Here is a 14,988-nt window from a genome sequence, read left to right as displayed (position 1 = left end):
AAGGAGGCTTTTTTTGAAAAAAGGTACAAAGATGCAGGCAGCCATTTTAGGTATATTGGCTATTGCCATAATGACTACTGTTATCTTATTTCTCGGATCGCCAAAACTGAATACACCGCCCAAAAAAGATATGGTTCAGCTGGATTCCGGTTGGACTGTTTCGCATGGACACAAATCTTTTACGGCCGTATCCTTGAAAGATGCAAATCTCGGCATGGTCAATAAAAATGAAATTGTTATTATCGAGAACACGCTTCCCGAGTCAAACATATATCCGGCATCAATCCACTTTCGCTCCATCCTTGCAACGGTTGACGTATATATTGACAACGACCTTGTCTATAACTACGGTCATCTTATTGCTGATAATAAAAAAATGGTCCCCAAAATGCAGAACTTTATTTCTCTTCCCGAAGGCTACTCCGGAAAAAAAATAAAGATAGTAATGGTATCCTGCGAAGATGAAGCCTTTTCAGGATTTTCAGAAATATACTTCGGAACATTCGGCGACATATCAACATATCTCATTCAGAAAAACAGGCTGTCCCTCATAATCGGTGCCTTTCTGTGCATTTTTGGCTTTGTACTTGCCATATTGGCGCCAATCCTTATTTTCTCAGACTTTCATGATTACAGTATTATCTTCAGTGCCTTTATATCTCTTGCAATTGGCATATATGTTCTTTGCTATAATGACATATTCTGGTTTTTCACAGACCACGCCAGCATAGCAAACTTTTTGGAATATTTTTCTCTTTTCACGCTCCCTGCTTCTATTGCAGGATTTGTCATGTTTTCCAAGCAGACCAAGCATATATTGCTCTGTAAAATATTTTTGATAGTTGACACTATTTTCATTGTTGTGACTTCAACTCTGCACATTTTAAATATCATTCACATATGCAAATTTATACTGTTCCTACATATACTTGCCATACTGGAAGGCGTGACCATTATAAGCTCAATAGTAATTACGGTTATATCCAGAACCAAAGCAAGAAACGAGTTTGAAACAAGAATCTATTCCACCAATCTGCTCATTATCGGATTTATCCTTTTGCTCGGCTGTGCAATGATAGACATCATCAAATTTAATGTCCTTAAATATTTTAAGATGGGCGAAATAAATGCCACCATCAACTTTATGACGATAGGCTCGTTCTTCTTCATGCTCTGCCTTTTGGTCAACTACTTCTATCACTGTATCGAATATATCAATGAAGCAACCGTACAGAGCCAGCTTGAAGGTCTTGCATACACAGATTCCCTGACAAGACTGGCAAACAGGGCAAAGTGCGAGCTGTCCCTTGCCAATACAAGAGGCCGCTACACAATAATAAGTGTTGACCTTGATTATCTCAAATACACAAACGATAACTACGGCCATTCCGCGGGCGATACCTTGCTTAGCGGTTTTGCAACCATGCTAAAAAGCAGTTTCATAGACGCTTCACTTGTCGGAAGAATGGGCGGCGACGAATTTATAGTCGTACTTCCATATATTGATGCGCCGAGAAGAGACACCGATCTGGCAATCCTAGAAGACCTGATGAGCTACAGAAATGGCAAAAGCAGTAGGATACATTATTCTGCCTCCTGGGGATACGCCGAAAGTATCGATCCCTCACTGAATAACCCTTCTGCTCAGCTTGTATACCTGCTTGCCGATAAGAGAATGTATTCCATGAAAAAGAAACATCACAACGAATCACTCGGCAGACTATACAATGACCTCATGAAAAACCAGGCAATGAAGGAGGTGAGCACAAGTAATGCGTAAACGTCTTCTTTCAATCATTGCGCTCAGCGGCATAACCGTCGTCGTAATATTCCTTGCATGCTTTTGGTTTCTTGATATGACTCACGACTATCCTTCCGTTCAGTTCAATTCAAACTGGACCGTAAGAGTAGGCAATGAAGAATTTCCGCATGTAAAGCTCACAGAGATCAATACTCTTTTCTCCGTTCCTCCAAAACGTGGTGACACAGTCATCATGTCGCTTAACATGCCGTTTATAGGTGATATTCCGCTTCCCGCAATAGTATTTAGAACTAATTATTCTGCGATCAAATGCTACCTTGACGGCAAACTCATATATGAATACGGAATGGACAAATATGACAACAACAAATTTGTCGGAAGAAGATATCACTTCATAACAATTCCGCGCAAGTATAGAAAAAGCTACTTAACATTCAAGCTCACCGCGTGTGAAAAAGACGCTTTTTCATTCTTTGACCCGGTGTATTTCGGAAACCACCCCGACCTTTTGACATTCATTATCAGCAATAACCAGTTTGTCATTCTGATCGGAATGTTCCTGTTTACTTTCGGTCTCTTTTTGCTGACACTGAGCCTTTTGTTTGTCACGTACCTGCCGGAATTAAAGATACAGATATTTGCATCAATCCTATGTATAAACATAGGCTTTTATCTCATGTGCTATTCAAATATGCTTTCGCTGTTTATAAACACCGACATTGAGACCGAACTGGAGTATTTCACGCTATTTCTCTTTGTTCCTCTGTGCTACATAATCCTATACTTCATGAATGAGATAAAGCTGAAAAAGACAGTGATCGGACTGTTTGTTGCAAGTATAGTAGTGCCTATTCTTCAGCAGATTTTGTACTTTATTTTTTCCATTCACTTAAAACGCACCCTTGTACTGTTCGACATAAATGCGCTTATAATCTACGTTCTGATTGTCTATTGCTTTGTAAGGACAATTGTAAAAAAGAAAGCTCTCTTTATAGAAAACCTGCAGATGATAGGTATGTTCGCACTTTCAACTTCAGGATTCATACACCTTATAGGATATACGCTGACAACCATTCGCGTCTTGCCCGCGCAGACGGCGACTTTCCCGATAATAGGTCTGGGCGCAATCATCTTTGCAATGTCACAGCTTGCATACTACCTGCTGTACATAACAAAAACTTTTGCTCAGAAAAAAGAGCGTGAATCGCTTGTCCACCTTGCTTATGCAGACGGACTGACAGATCTCCCCAACAGGGCAAGTGCCGACAGAGAAATGAAGGCGCTCGACAGATCCCAGCGGGACTACTGCATAATCAGTATCGACTTAAACGGGCTTAAACCCGTAAATGACAAAATGGGTCACCCCGAAGGCGATAAATATATTTTGGATTTCTCAAAGATACTCACCGGCACCTTCGCCCAATACGGAATGTGCGCCAGAATAGGCGGAGACGAATTTCTTGTAATAATAAAAGACGCCGTTTCACTCGACATCGATGATCTGATAAGTCGAATGAACAGCGCCCTTGATGTTATGAATGCAATCTACCCTGATTACGTACGAAGCGTTGCGGCAGGTTACGCATACCGGCACGAATGCCCCGAAAAGGGCTCGCACGAGGTATACCTTCTGGCCGATCGCCGTATGTATGAAACCAAGAAAATCATGCATGAAAAACTTGGAATAGATGCCAGACTATGATTCACATAGTTTGGCATTTCTGAGTGTACAGTACTGATACTGCCCCTCTTCATACAAATCAAAGACTCCTTCTACCGTTATCGGATCCTCTTCCTTCGGGTAATTATCGGGAAATTTGTAATCACTTGTAAGTTCAAACTCAACTCCCTGCGAGCAGCACGCCGTGGCATCTTTTATAATGCAGGCAAAATAGCGCTTACCCGTATCCTCGGCAACATACTCGGAATAATTTCCCGTCATCTTGATAGTCTTTCCAACGAAATTTTCAGGATAATACATCATGTTATAAACAGTTGTGTATATCATTGTCGAAGACTGTTTGGTCAGATCGACGTAATCTCCGTCCACCTTAATCTCTTCCGCGGTATGAAAACTTGTTGCAGCCGCCGAGTTATCCGAAGCGCCCGAAGTGTCACCATAAGAAGCATCATCATCCTCTTCATATTCTCCGTACTCTGCGATCAAAGACGACATATCACTTGCAGCCATCTGCTCAGCGATCACATCATCAACAGTTTTTGCACCGCTTCCGGGCCTTGAGCTTACCGCACTTGAATCATCTGCGCATCCCGAAGTAATAAGCACAACCAATGTCATCACTGCTATATATCTCATTTTTTTCATCATGCTTTTCCTCCTGTTCCTTTTCCGATAAAATAAGCCACCGCAAATACAAAAACATCAACCGCTACAATAGTAGATCCGACAGGCGTTCCGGCAAGCATCGATATGAGCATTCCTGATATTGCACATATAACGGATGAGATTGCCGAAAATATCGTAACGCTTTTGAAATTCTTTAATATACTCATGGCAGAGAGCGCGGGGAATATCACAAGCGCCGATATAAGCAGCGAACCTACAAGATTCATGGAAAGCACTATTATCACTGCAATCATTACCGCAATGATAAAGTTATAGGCATCGGCTTTTACACCTGTAGCCTTTGCAAAATCCTCATCAAAAGTAACCGCAAATATCTTGTTGTACATAAAAAGAAATAATACCACAACAATGATCGACAACACCACACATACCATAACTTCCGACATCGTAAGTGTAAGTATAGACATCGAACCAAACAATGTACTGCACACATCTCCCGAAAGATTCGCGGAGGTTGAAAATTTATTTACGATAAGATAACCAAATGCCAACGCTCCGACAGAGATCATCGCAATTGCGGCATCGCCCTTTATCTTTGCGTTATTTCCGCTCCTTAAAAGGAAAACGGCGCATATAACGGTTATCGGCAAAATAACGGCGGTCTGGTTTGCAATCTTTAATACAGTTGCAATCGCCATCGCTCCGAAAGCAACGTGCGAAAGTCCGTCTCCAATAAATGAATATCTCTTAAGAACAAGTGTCACTCCTAGAAGCGACGACGACAGTGCTATAAGCGTTCCTACTATAAATGCATAAACAACAAACGGATATTGGAAGTATTCCACTAACTTCTCTATCATGCAAGCTCGCCTCCTTCCATATTCATAAAGAACTTTCCGACATTACTCGATACATACTCATCCTTGGTGCCAAAAAACAAAGTTTTCCCGATATGAAGTATGTGGCTTGCATACTTAACGGCAGCGGCTATATCATGCGATACCATGATTATCGTAACTCCGCTGTCATTCAGTTCTTTTATAAGTTCGTACATCTCAAACGTAACTTTGGGATCAAGTCCGGAAACAGGCTCATCCAGAAGAAGAACTTTTGTGGTGGCACAAAGAGCCCTTGCCAAAAGAACTCTTTGCTGCTGACCACCTGATAACTCTCTGTAACACCTGTTTTTCAGATCGGTAATACCCATCCTCTCCATATTCTCACGGGCAATCTTCCTTTCTTTTTCCGTATAAAAAGGTCGTAGTCCCATGTGAGACTGACATCCCGAAAGAACAATCTCAAATACGGATGCCGGAAAATCTCTTTGAACAACCGTCTGCTGAGGCAGATAGCCTATCTCATTCTTTTTTAGCCCATCACCGAACAGAATCTGTCCACCAATAGATGCCTGTAATCCCAGCATTGTTTTCATGAGAGTTGTCTTACCTGAGCCATTCTCTCCAACAATGCAAAGATAGTTTCCTTTTTCAACTATGAAATTTAAATCATCAACAACCACAGTCCTATCGTATCCAAGCGACAGATTCTGCGCGGAAATGAACGACATGATAACACCTCCCGCTTTATTTAAGCGCTTCCTTAAGTACTTCAAGATTTCCTTCCATCACAGAAATATAAGTTACTCCCTTTGCCACATCATCAGAAGTTGTTGACTGCAAAGAATCCATTGTAAGGATGTTCTGATCCTTCTTTGCTGTGTTCTGCTTTACAGTATCGGCAATCTTCTTGTCCTTTCCTTCAATGGTCAGGATGGAACCAAGTCCGAGTTCATCTACTTTCTTTGAAAGGAATGTTATTGTTTCAAAGCTTGCTTCAGTCTCTGCTGAGCAACCTACAAATGCTGCATAATATTCAAGTCCGTAATCATCAACAAGGTAACGGAACGGGAAACGGTCTGCGAAAAGAACTGTCTTCTTGCTTCCTGCCTTAACCGCATTCTCATATTCTGCGTCAAGAGCTTCAAGCTTTGTAATGTAGTCGTTTGCGTTCTTCTCATAAACGTCTTTGTTAGCTTCATCAACAGAAACCATTCCGTCTTTTATGGCACTGCAAAGTTTAGCCGCATTCTTAAGTGAGAGCCATACGTGCTCGTCGTATTCTACTTCTTCACCTTCTTCGTGTTCTTCGCCCTCTTCATGTTCGTGCTCTTCACCTTCTTCGTGTTCTTCGCCCTCTTCATGTTCGTGCTCGTGCTCCATACCTTCAACAATCTCTTCTTCCTTGATGTCATCGCCAAGTACGTCGAGAAGGTTGATAACTACCATATCTTTATTGGTTGCTTCCTTAAGCGCATCATCTACCCATTCATCAGACTCTCCGCCAACATAAATGAACATGTCGCATTTTGAGATCTTAGCAATATCTTCTGCTGTGGGCTGATAGCTATGAAGGTCTACACCGCTATCAAGAAGCATTGTAATGTCTGCATTTGCAGGGTTCTCTCCTGCTATATTCTTAACCCAGTCATATTCAGGGAAAATAGTTGTCACAATGCTTATATCACTGTCGCCTGCTGCCTCAGATACAGCTTCCGAAGCATTTCCTGCTGATGTTCCTGCAGCTGATGCATCCTGAGCATTTCCATTTCCGCATGCGCAAATAATGCTGCTTGCCATTACGGCAGCAACCAAAACTGAAATATATTTCTTCATAATATTCCTCTTTCTTATTCATTTTTTTATTATTGTATTGGATAAAAAATATGATCATGTAGCAGCAAAACGCTACACAAAAGAGGTTACTTCAATTATCGAGACGTACCTTGAAGCTGACAAGTGTAGGATGAGAAATGTTCTCATTTTCTCTGGGCAAAATAATCGAGACGATCATTACCGCAACTACACTTATAGCAAGATGTATAAGACCTGTAGAAATCTGATTAAGAAACTGCTCGCACCTTGCAATATTGTGACATACGGGACACTCTACGCCATGGCACTCATGATGCTGTTCCTTAACTATATATATTGTGGAAAAGAGCATGGTAAAACTGAGTGCTACCGCCACAAATACCGCTATCACTCTGCGCACATTATTATGTTTCTCAACTGCGCCATTATAATTCATGCTACTTCTCCTAAAACTTCCTCAAGTTTAGTTCATTGTTTGCAAAAATGTCAAGCCGTATGGCCGGGGGGAAGTTTCAGGCGAAGGTTGTGCCTTTAATGAAGGGGATGGCCGGTAGTATTAGTTATCTGCGAAGTGATATAGCACTATGAACCATATAATTACACAAAAGTAAAATAAGTAATCCAGCATAGCATTAATCCTCGTTTTCTGTAACATTTTCTATAATCGCATCAAATTCAAGAATTACCTTGAAGAAGTCACCGTCTATGAAGATATTCATTGTTCCACCCATTGCCTGAGTGAGACTGTTCGCGATAGAGAGTCCGAGTCCGTTTCCGTCTGTATATCTTGATTTATCTCCTCTGACAAATCTTTCCATCAGTTCTTCAGGTGAGATGTTTAATTGTTCACGGGATGTGTTCCTAAAAGTAAATCTAAGTTTATCGCCATTGTTTTCAAGGTCTACATAAGCTCTTGTATCTGCCTGAGCATATTTGACAATATTACTCATAATATTATCGAACACTCTCCACAAATACCTGTTGTCTGCCATGAGGTGCATTTCACTGTCACAGCTGTTAACAACGACTTCTATTTTCTTTTCCTTAAGTCGTTCCGCGAATTCTCCGATAGACTGATCCAGCAAAACCTCCGCATTTACTTCCTCCATATTAAGCTCAATATTTCCGCTGGAGATTTTTGATGCTTCAATAATATCTTCAACAAGTTTTTTAAGACGAAGCGACTGTCTGTTCAGAACTTCAAGATATTCTTTTGCATTCTCGTTTTCCAGGTTCTCTTTACCGAGAAGATCAACGTAATTTATTATGGATGTGATAGGCGTCTTAACATCATGAGATACATTTGTAATAAGCTCTGTCTTCATGCGCTCACTCTTTGTGCGCTCCGCCAAAGCTATCTCAATTCCCGCCTGAATATCGTTGAGGGCTGTTCCGGTTTCTTCCATAAACTGCGGCATTCCCCTTACATCAACATGTGCTGTCATATCTCCCGCCGCAAGTTTTTCTGCAGAGTCTTTTATCTTCGAATAGCTTCGAATTCCCCAGAATATAAAGGCTGCGAGTACCACCTTATCCATTAAATAAACAAATAAACCATCGAACCATACACCTACATACCATTCTAAAGCTACATTTATCACAATCAGAATTATAGGTATTAAAACATAAGCAATCCATATCCGCGTCTTCCATCCAAATTTCATCATTAGCTTTATAATAAACATGTTCTTATTCAATCTATGAAGCTTGAAATTTACTGCAAATAACGAACAAAAACAAAGCCCTACCGCCATTCCAAGTATAAAGCTTCCACCTATACCAACCAGCGCCTTATAAAACGGCAAATAATCCAATCTATTTTTCAGCTCAGCTATTATTACTAAGAATATAAGTTCCAAAGCTACTGTCGCAATAAATGCTAAATCTACCGGAATCCAATCAAACGGACCTGCCACAATTTTTTTGCTCTGCTTTGTATGGCCTGCTGCTTTAATAAATAACCCCAAACATACCCATATCATTACAAAAGAAATAATACTGACTATAGGAATGAAAGGCTTAATCGTATATGCTACGCTGACAATCTTCTTAGCCTTTGCATAATAATCATTTGCATGACCTTTGGTGGAAAGTTTAGCTTCATTGGGAAAACAAATGAAAGTAAAACGCTTGTTTTGGGAATTTTCCACTTCGCTTCTGATTTTTGGTGGATCATTCAAATAAGTAAAACGTGTTCCAACCGCATCAAAAGAGTCAATGTCTTTTAAAGTATCATGAATCGGAGACAAATCCGCCACATAATCCCCATCCAATATACCTTTTTGGCCATAGGAACTATTCAAACACAATTTATAGTCTTCTATAGACTTTGAAATAGGATCATACGCATTGCCTGCAATAAAAAGCTTTTCATTTTCTTCTGTAGCTTCTTCGCCATTCGTGTTATTCATGGACCATATTTTACTAAAAGTGCTATCCATATTGTGAGCTTCAGCAACATAATCATCCATTACCCTCCCATACCAAAATGAATCCAGAGCAAAGAATCGATCATTGGCATAAGCATATGCTTTACTTCCCAAGGTATCGTATCCTATACCTTGAACTTCAAATACTTCCTCACGTCTGCTTGCATCTGTAAGTATGCTATTCTGCGCCCCGAACATTCCTAAGAATTGTTCACTTCTATTAAAAACTGTTTTGTCATTTACTGTATATGAATTAATAAATAATTCATTATTCCATGATGGCACTGAAACACCGGCAAAATTTCGATAAAGGTATATGCTGTTATCATTTAAATCTGCATCTTCCGATATAGCCCCGTCAATAACTCCATAGTAACAGTTCATCCCATTCAAAAGATCGGTATTGAATCCGGAATCATATTTAGAAAGAGCTAGCACAGCATATGCTTTTCCCGCATCATCAAAAACTTCTTTTCTAAATGAGTATGTCGTTGAACCATCACTATGATATGTTTTTGCACCAATAATATAACTTGCAACTATACTCACTAAAAAACACACTGTAAAGAATATACATGCTATTGCCAATAATATTTTTGCTTTTATACTGTAAAAACGTTTCATCTTCTTTCCTCAATCCGTCACCACAGACGGGTCATAGTATTGTTTGAATAGGTAATTGCTGTTACCACACGGTCCTTATCATCAATATCAAATGAAACCGAGTAATTCTTGTAACTATAAGAGAATTTTATCGAGATATCAATACCATCCACGCCGGTAGGAGCTTTACCACCGTACGCAGCTATTACATCATCGCAAGTACTTCCCACTCCTATGCCTCTGGAAGTTTTTACATTTGAATCATGGATTACTATTGCCTGTGTTTTATCTTTAATAGTTAAAAGCTCTATTGAATCAGGAGCATTGCCAAATATATATGATTTGTCAAGTTCATTATATGGTGAAGTCTTTTCCTCAGTTGGATTACCGAGAGCTTCAATATTTTTCTTTGCATCATTTTTGACGGAAACGCTCTTTCCGTTATATTCAAAAGATAGATCTGATTCCGGTATCGTATACGATGGATCAGATATAACCACCGCATTCAGTGTATCCGATGTATTTGCTACATTCGATATTTCAGGTGTATTTGATGTGTCAGATGTATTCGATATTTCAGGTGTACTTGACACATTCGATGTGTCAGACGCATTCGATGCATCAGATGTATTTGATTGATTCGCCTGTCCACAGCCTGCAAGTGTAAGCACCATAGCAGATATTATTAAAAAACCAGTTCTTTTTTTCATTACACTTTCCTTTCCCGAGGTGTTCCCTTCTCAATCTTATATCCTCGCCCCCAGACAGCTATTAAATATCTGGGATCTGTACTGTCATATTCCAATTTCTCTCTAAGATGTCTGATATGAACAGCTACCGTACTTTCGGCGCCTATCATGTTTTCTTTCCAGACACTTGTATATATTTCTTTTGGAGAAAAAACTTCACCCGGATGAGTCATCAATAGTTTCAATATGTCATATTCCAAGGGAGTGAGCGAAACAGGATTTCCATCCAGCGTTACTTCTTTTGCCTTATCATTTAATTCGATACCGCCGATAGTGATCATGTCTGTATTTGTTATTACTTCCGAAGTCCCTTTAGCCCCAAGCATTGTATAACGACGAATCTGGGATTTTACTCTCGCCATAAGCTCAACCTGATTAAACGGCTTGGTAACATAGTCATCTGCTCCGACCGTCAGCCCCACAACTTTATCTGCATCCTCACTTTTTGCAGTGAGCATGATTATAGGTACATTGGATATCCTTCTGATCTCTGCCATTGCAGTTATTCCGTCCATCTCAGGCATCATCACATCCATAAGGATAAGATGAATGTCATTTCCGATAGGACTCTGCATTATTTCAAGCGCTTCTTTTCCGTTATAAGCCGCCGTAACACTCATGCCTTCACTTTCAAGGTAAATCCTAAGCGCGGATACGATGTCCTTTTCATCATCACAAATAAGAATATTGTTCATTTTTTCTCCCATATATTTTCAATGATTAATCATAGATACATTGTATTGAAAAAATTTTTAAGTTCCAATAGGGGAAATCTTTAAGAATTGTTTAAGATGGGGAATTCCGCTTATTTGATCAAAAAAAGAAGGGATAATCAGCTATAAAATACTATAGCCAATTATCCCTTTCATCAGTGGTCCATTAACCACATCCCTTTGGACCATATTGCGTTCCTCTTATGCTGCTTGAGTCTCATCTTCCTCCACAGGCATAGACAGTTCTTTTACCTGCTTACTTCTTGAAAGCAACATGCAGCTTGCAAATCCTGTAATGCCGGTACACAAGAACATAATCGCCATTCCGGTTCCGTCTGTATTTCCAAGCAAACGTACAATCATAGAGGATACTTCCGTTCCACTATTTACAAATGGTTCAAAGAGGTACTCAGACAGCGCGCCGCCCAGCAAGATTCCCATAGGGATTGCAGCAAACTTCATCGCATTCCTTACCGCAAACACTCTGCCCTGTATATCTTCGCGCACATTTGTATATATCAGTACCGACTGCGCCGCCATAGTAAACGGAATCGGCAAACTTGCCGCAATTCCTGCAATGCTCCATACAAAAACATTCTGTCCAAATGCCATGAGCAAATCGCCGAATGCGAATGAAAGCGCTGCGGAATAAAACAGCATCTTCACTTTGTTCTTCGGCATTTTCAATGTGCTAACCAAAACTCCTCCAACAATTCCACCTGCTCCGATGAATGACGTTACAATGCCAAGTACCATTTCATTGTCATTGCTTCTTGCAAGAATCATAGGTGACAAAATATTTTCATAAGATAAACGTGAAAGGAAATTCATTAAGGTCATGCAGATGATGATATAGAGGACTCCTTTGTTCTCTTTCAAAAACTTCACTCCGCCAAAGAAACCGTCAAACATTCCCTCTTCTTCCTCGGGGTCACTTTCCTTGGGAATCTGTATAACAAAGAACATTACTGTGATTGCAAAAAGGAATGTCGCTATATCAAACATAAGCACAGACGCAATTCCAAAAAATCCCATCAAAGCACTGGCAAGCATTGGATAAAGCACAACGCTTACATTCTCTGATATAGAACTTAATCCGCTGATCTTCTCATACTTATCCTCAGGTACGATCAAGCCTAGCGCTACTGATGAAGCCGGTGATTGTATAGCTTCCATGACGCCCAGCACAATATTTATAACATATATATACGACAAGTTCATTTTCTGTGTATAAAGAAGCACACATACAATAACGGAACAAAGCGCAGAAGCCGTATCCGTAAGCATGATGATTTTTTTCTTATCATGGCGATCCACAAATCCGCCTATAAAAAAGCTTGTTATTGCCTTTGGTGCAAAAGTGAAAAAAGTGAGCAGAGATACCTGCATAACGGACCTACTCTGCTGATAGGCCCAAATGATAAGCGCATAGCTTGTCATCATACTTCCAAGTTCTGAGACAGCTTGGCTTAACCAGAAAGAAATATAATTAGTCTTGTTATTCATGTCGTCCCCCTAAGATGTCTCTTTAATAACAGACTATATCACCTTGGTCTTATCTTTGTATAGCCCTTATCTGCAACCTTCTTCGACATATTTTGCGCGAGTGAATACTTCGCATGATCTGTAAGCAGTTTCTCCCGCTCTATGCTAGATCCGATAAATACTGATTGGAAAGGCTCTTCTCCGCCTGTGATCACGTATGAATTGTCGGCGATGTCGAAACGAAGAGCTTCATCGCCCACTTTAACAACACCTTTGGCGCGAGCTATATCGCCGTAATTCCCCGAAAGCAAGCTCTCGCAAAATCTCACAAATTCACCAATTGCAGGAAATTCGATGCATCCAGTCGTCATCTGCTCAAAAGCCTGCTGCCCACTATTATCTGCACCTTCATCCACGCCGTCACCGACTGCGTGCGCTTCCTCATCCGACATAACCTCCGTCCACCAATCCTCGCTCTTGCCATCTTGGTAAGATTCCGTTATCTTCGCATCGGGATTTATCTCTCTTATCTGCTTCTTTACTTCTTCCAGCTCATCAGCATCCATTCCCTCAGTCTTTGAGAAGATTACGTGCCCCGCGTTCAAAATCTGGTCTCGCATAAGCTCCCTGTACTCATGAAGATTTGCCAAAAAAGACTTCGCAGATACTATTACAATCGGACTCACCGGAATAATTTTCTCGTACCTAACTTTTTCAAGGCCGGCAAGAATATTACTCAGTTTGGCAACGCCCGACGGTTCTACGATCAGATACTCGGGTGCGATTCCCGTTGATACTGTAAGGATTGAGTACAAAAAAGAATCTTTCTTGCTGCAGCAAACACAGCCTTCCATGAACTCAAGAACCTGCATATCCTTATTATCTGTAGAGCCTGAAATTTCGCGGCTGTCCAGATTTGTATCGCCGAATTCATTCTCCAGAACCGCAGTATAGCGATTAGTATGCTTTAACAACTCTTTTATAAATGTGGTCTTTCCGGCTCCCAAAAAGCCTGTAACTATCAGTACTTTCATATGATCATCGCCGGTGCGTCGGCGTATTCTCCTTCTTAATAAGGGTATAAGGAACTTCCGCTCTCACTTCGTTCGCCGTAAGACGTTCGAACCAGCCTCAAAAAAACCTCAGCAGGTTCTCTCAGCAAGAGCAGTCGCAAACTTTAAAAATCTGCGACTGCCCTATGTTTTTTAACCAAAAATAATCATTACTCTTTTACGAGCTTTACAACCGGCTTGATAAGGTCTGCCGGCTTATCTTTCATGAGCTGCAATGCCTCGGGAATGTGATCCCATCCTTCAAATATATGTGTTGCAAGCGGGCTTACATCAAGTCTTCCTGAAGATACCAATGCCCCTAGTTTCTCCATACGAAGTCTTCCACCCGGCATAAGTCCTCCACGGATCTGCTTGTGTCCCATTCCAACACCCCAGTCGGTTCTGGGAATGCTGATATAGTCACCGCTTCCGAGGTAGTTAACGTTACCGATAAGTCCGCCGGGCTTAACCGATTTAACTGCCGACTCAAAAGTATCGACATTACCACCCGCGATAACTACTCTATCTACACCTTTTCCTGATGTAAGTTCCATAACCTGATCTTCTATAGATCCGTTTTTGTAATTTATAAAGTCGGTTGCACCGTACTTCTTAGCTGCTTCCACACATTTAGGACGTGTTCCTACAGCAATGATCCTTGACGCACCTCGTAGTGACGCCCCGGCTACACTCATAAGTCCTACGGGACCGATACCGATTACAAGAACGGTATCACCAAACTGAACATCTGCAAGCTCTACTCCGTGGAATCCTGTGGGAACCATATCAGAAAGCATACATGCATCTACAATGTTGATGTTTTCCGGCATATGTGCAAGGTTTCCGTCCGCATCATTAACGTGGAAAAACTCTGAATCCAAGCCATCTTTAAAGTTGGAGAACTTCCATCCTGCAAGCATTCCACCTGAGTGCATGGAATATCCGGCCTGAGCCTCAAGCGAACTCCAATCGGGTGTGATAGCAGGTACCAAAACTCTGTCACCGGGCTTAAAGTCCTTAACAAGTTCACCTACTTCCACAACTTCCGCACAACCTTCATGACCAAGGATCATGTTATGACGATCACCAACAGCACCTTCCCATACCGTATGCACATCTGAAGTACATATTGCAATGGCAAGCGGTTTGCAGATTGCATCGAGCGGTCCACACTTCGGAACGTCTTTTGTAATCCATCCGACCTCACCGATCTTAAGCATTGCAAAACCCTTCATT

General features: G+C 40.9%; 13 protein-coding genes. 2 read left to right on the top strand and 11 right to left on the bottom strand.

What is annotated here, in order from left to right:
• Window positions 1–13 precede the first annotated feature (13 nt).
• Both G628_RS0108715 and G628_RS0108710 read left to right on the top strand, forming a co-directional pair.
• Window positions 14–1,780, top strand: a complete 1,767-nt coding sequence (locus G628_RS0108715; protein WP_027208954.1) for a GGDEF domain-containing protein — start codon at window positions 14–16, stop codon at window positions 1,778–1,780.
• The gene (locus G628_RS0108710) at window positions 1,773–3,464 is read left to right on the top strand and encodes a GGDEF domain-containing protein (RefSeq protein ID WP_026667806.1); all 1,692 of its coding nucleotides are present in this window, start codon (window positions 1,773–1,775) and stop codon (window positions 3,462–3,464) included. The genes G628_RS0108715 and G628_RS0108710 overlap by 8 nt, the downstream gene beginning before the upstream one ends.
• On the opposite strand, the gene G628_RS0108705 is transcribed toward G628_RS0108710, so the two are convergent.
• The 11 genes from G628_RS0108705 to G628_RS0108655 all read right to left on the bottom strand — a co-directional run bounded on the left by G628_RS0108705 (window position 3,459) and on the right by G628_RS0108655 (window position 14,987).
• Window positions 3,459–4,091, bottom strand: coding sequence for a hypothetical protein (locus G628_RS0108705; RefSeq protein ID WP_051199111.1), 633 nt, complete (start codon window positions 4,089–4,091; stop codon window positions 3,459–3,461). The two genes, G628_RS0108710 and G628_RS0108705, sit on opposite strands and share 6 nt — an antisense overlap.
• The gene (locus G628_RS0108700; RefSeq protein WP_027208952.1) at window positions 4,088–4,930 is read right to left on the bottom strand and encodes a metal ABC transporter permease; all 843 of its coding nucleotides are present in this window, start codon (window positions 4,928–4,930) and stop codon (window positions 4,088–4,090) included. Before G628_RS0108700 ends, G628_RS0108705 begins: the two co-directional genes overlap by 4 nt.
• Entirely contained in the window at window positions 4,927–5,637 is a 711-nt protein-coding gene (locus G628_RS0108695; RefSeq protein WP_026656476.1) for a metal ABC transporter ATP-binding protein, read from the bottom strand. Before G628_RS0108695 ends, G628_RS0108700 begins: the two co-directional genes overlap by 4 nt.
• 16 nt (window positions 5,638–5,653) lie before the next feature.
• Window positions 5,654–6,742, bottom strand: coding sequence for a metal ABC transporter substrate-binding protein (locus G628_RS0108690; protein WP_027208951.1), 1,089 nt, complete (start codon window positions 6,740–6,742; stop codon window positions 5,654–5,656).
• Between the two features lie 91 nt (window positions 6,743–6,833).
• Complete coding sequence (locus G628_RS0108685) at window positions 6,834–7,157, bottom strand: hypothetical protein (protein WP_026656474.1); 324 nt, start codon at window positions 7,155–7,157, stop codon at window positions 6,834–6,836.
• 196 nt (window positions 7,158–7,353) lie between these two features.
• Window positions 7,354–9,699, bottom strand: coding sequence for a sensor histidine kinase (locus G628_RS18140; protein ID WP_196803737.1), 2,346 nt, complete (start codon window positions 9,697–9,699; stop codon window positions 7,354–7,356).
• A gap of 92 nt (window positions 9,700–9,791) precedes the next feature.
• Complete coding sequence (locus G628_RS0108675; protein ID WP_026667810.1) at window positions 9,792–10,463, bottom strand: lipoprotein; 672 nt, start codon at window positions 10,461–10,463, stop codon at window positions 9,792–9,794.
• Entirely contained in the window at window positions 10,463–11,197 is a 735-nt protein-coding gene (locus G628_RS0108670; RefSeq protein ID WP_027208950.1) for a response regulator transcription factor, read from the bottom strand. The genes G628_RS0108675 and G628_RS0108670 overlap by 1 nt, the downstream gene beginning before the upstream one ends.
• Before the next feature lie 219 nt (window positions 11,198–11,416).
• Window positions 11,417–12,721 carry an MFS transporter gene (locus G628_RS0108665; protein ID WP_027208949.1) on the bottom strand — a complete coding sequence of 435 codons (1,305 nt, stop codon included), beginning with the start codon at window positions 12,719–12,721 and terminating at the stop codon, window positions 11,417–11,419.
• A 38-nt stretch (window positions 12,722–12,759) separates the two neighbouring features.
• Window positions 12,760–13,734, bottom strand: coding sequence for a GTP-binding protein (locus tag G628_RS0108660; protein ID WP_027208948.1), 975 nt, complete (start codon window positions 13,732–13,734; stop codon window positions 12,760–12,762).
• Between the two features lie 188 nt (window positions 13,735–13,922).
• Complete coding sequence (locus G628_RS0108655) at window positions 13,923–14,987, bottom strand: NAD(P)-dependent alcohol dehydrogenase (RefSeq protein ID WP_027208947.1); 1,065 nt, start codon at window positions 14,985–14,987, stop codon at window positions 13,923–13,925.
• Between the last annotated feature and the right edge of the window lies 1 nt (window position 14,988).

The sequence above is a fragment of the Butyrivibrio hungatei NK4A153 genome (genome assembly GCF_000424465.1).
Taxonomy (GTDB): domain Bacteria; phylum Bacillota; class Clostridia; order Lachnospirales; family Lachnospiraceae; genus Butyrivibrio; species Butyrivibrio hungatei_A.
The sequence above is the reverse complement of the archived record's forward strand: the minus strand, read 5'-3'. Positions and strand labels throughout refer to the sequence as shown.

Bases quoted from the DNA above. Each gene is read 5' to 3' on its own strand.
- G628_RS0108710 (WP_026667806.1), top strand. From the start codon at position 1,773: ATGCGTAAACGTCTTCTTTCAATCATTGCGCTCAGCGGCATAACCGTC.
- G628_RS0108705 (WP_051199111.1), bottom strand. From the start codon at position 4,091: ATGATGAAAAAAATGAGATATATAGCAGTGATGACATTGGTTGTGCTT.
- G628_RS0108700 (WP_027208952.1), bottom strand. From the start codon at position 4,930: ATGATAGAGAAGTTAGTGGAATACTTCCAATATCCGTTTGTTGTTTAT.
- G628_RS0108695 (WP_026656476.1), bottom strand. From the start codon at position 5,637: ATGTCGTTCATTTCCGCGCAGAATCTGTCGCTTGGATACGATAGGACT.
- G628_RS0108690 (WP_027208951.1), bottom strand. From the start codon at position 6,742: ATGAAGAAATATATTTCAGTTTTGGTTGCTGCCGTAATGGCAAGCAGC.
- G628_RS0108685 (WP_026656474.1), bottom strand. From the start codon at position 7,157: ATGAATTATAATGGCGCAGTTGAGAAACATAATAATGTGCGCAGAGTG.
- G628_RS0108675 (WP_026667810.1), bottom strand. From the start codon at position 10,463: ATGAAAAAAAGAACTGGTTTTTTAATAATATCTGCTATGGTGCTTACA.
- G628_RS0108670 (WP_027208950.1), bottom strand. From the start codon at position 11,197: ATGAACAATATTCTTATTTGTGATGATGAAAAGGACATCGTATCCGCG.
- G628_RS0108665 (WP_027208949.1), bottom strand. From the start codon at position 12,721: ATGAATAACAAGACTAATTATATTTCTTTCTGGTTAAGCCAAGCTGTC.
- G628_RS0108660 (WP_027208948.1), bottom strand. From the start codon at position 13,734: ATGAAAGTACTGATAGTTACAGGCTTTTTGGGAGCCGGAAAGACCACA.
- G628_RS0108655 (WP_027208947.1), bottom strand. From the start codon at position 14,987: ATGAAGGGTTTTGCAATGCTTAAGATCGGTGAGGTCGGATGGATTACA.